At 67.1% G+C, this 1,390-nt stretch carries 1 protein-coding gene; it reads right to left on the bottom strand.

Annotated elements, in window-relative coordinates; translation table 11 throughout:
- Nucleotides 1-299: 299 nt before the first annotated feature.
- Nucleotides 300-1,316, bottom strand: a complete 1,017-nt coding sequence (locus I7X39_RS22965; protein WP_198113693.1) for an IS110 family RNA-guided transposase — start codon at nt 1,314-1,316, stop codon at nt 300-302.
- Nucleotides 1,317-1,390 lie beyond the last annotated feature (74 nt).

Below are 1,390 nucleotides of genomic sequence, written 5' to 3'. Positions count from 1 at the left end.
AATGGGTTTTGAATTCCTTCGCGTTCGTGGCCCATTTGTTGAGCGCAGAGCAAGTGCGGACTGGGGTAACTACAAACGGTCATTGCTGCGGCCTTGAATGGCAGCGGACCCTGATGTGAAGACGCGCGCGGGGGCCTCATTCGTTAGTCGGAGCCGGTTGTCCGCTCCCCAGAATTCATCAGGCACTCCCCGCACAGGTCCAACCTTTGCTCATCAACGACGGGCCGGTCACGCGGCGGAAGGATTTCTTTGGGTGGCGCGCTCCTGGTAGAGGGTGGGCTCGCAGTTTTCCTGGTGGGTCAACTGGGCTGCTTGAAGGCCTCGCCCTTGGCGAGCACCGCCCAGGCCAGGCGCGCGTTCTTGGCCGCCATGGCCACCACCGCTCTCCAGTAGCCGCGCCGCTCCTGCACGCCCAGCACCCAGCGGCTGATGGGGTCCGTCTTGCTTGGGGCGGCGGCCAGTACGGCCCGCGCGCCCATCACCAACAGGCTGCGCAGGTAGGCATCGCCCGCCTTGGTGATGCGCCCCAGCCGGGTCTTGCCACCCGAGCTGTACTGCCCCGGCGTGAGCCCGAGCCACGCGGCGAATTGCCGTCCGCACTGGAAGTCGTGCCCATTGCCGATGGCGGCCATGAGTGCCGTGGCCGTGGTGTCGCCCAGCCCACTCAGGCGGGTCAGGCGCCGCGCGGCGTCGCTCTGGCGGGCCACCTGGGCCAGATGCCGGTCGTATTGGGCAATGCGCTCGTCCAGGCGGCTGACCTCGCTGAGGCAATCGCCCACCGCAAGGTTGGCCCAGCCGGGCAGATCCTCCAGGTGCAGCAGGGCCTGGCGGCGCACGGTGTCGGCCTTCAAGGGCAAGACGATGCCGAACTCCGAGAGCAGGCCGCGGATGCGGTTGATCAGCGCGGTGCGCTGCTCCACAAAGCCTTGGCGCACCCGGTGCAGGCAGAGCTGGCCTTGCTGCTCCAGGCTCTTGGCGGGCACGAAGCGCATCGAGGGCCGCTGGGCGGCTTCGCAGATGGCCGCCGCGTCGGCCGCATCGTTCTTGCCGCGCTTGCCCGAGAGCCGGTAGGGGATGACGAACTTGGGCGCGATGAGCTTGACGGCGTGACCGAGCTTGTGGAACTCGCGCGCCCAGTGGTGCGCGCCCGAGCAGGCTTCCATCGCGATCCGGCACGGTGGCAGTGCCGCGATGCACTCCAGCAGCTTGGCGCGCGGCACCAAGGGCCGCACCAGCACGGCCTTACCGGCCTCATCCACCCCGTGCAGGGCAAACACGTTCTTCGCCAGGTCGATGCCGACGCACACAATGGCCATGGACTTCCCCTTTCGAGTCAGTTGATGAGATTTCGCAACCCCATCGTGGCACTCGTTGCCGTTTCCCGCTTATT

This window comes from Inhella proteolytica (assembly GCF_016093275.1).
In the GTDB taxonomy this organism is placed as follows: Bacteria; Pseudomonadota; Gammaproteobacteria; order Burkholderiales; family Burkholderiaceae_C; genus Inhella; species Inhella proteolytica.
Note: the sequence above shows the minus strand (reverse complement) of the source record. Positions and strands in the feature narration are given on the sequence as shown.

What these genes read in the sequence shown, in the direction of transcription:
- I7X39_RS22965 (WP_198113693.1), bottom strand. Translation starts at nt 1,316, where the DNA reads ATGGCCATTGTGTGCGTCGGCATCGACCTGGCGAAGAACGTGTTTGCC.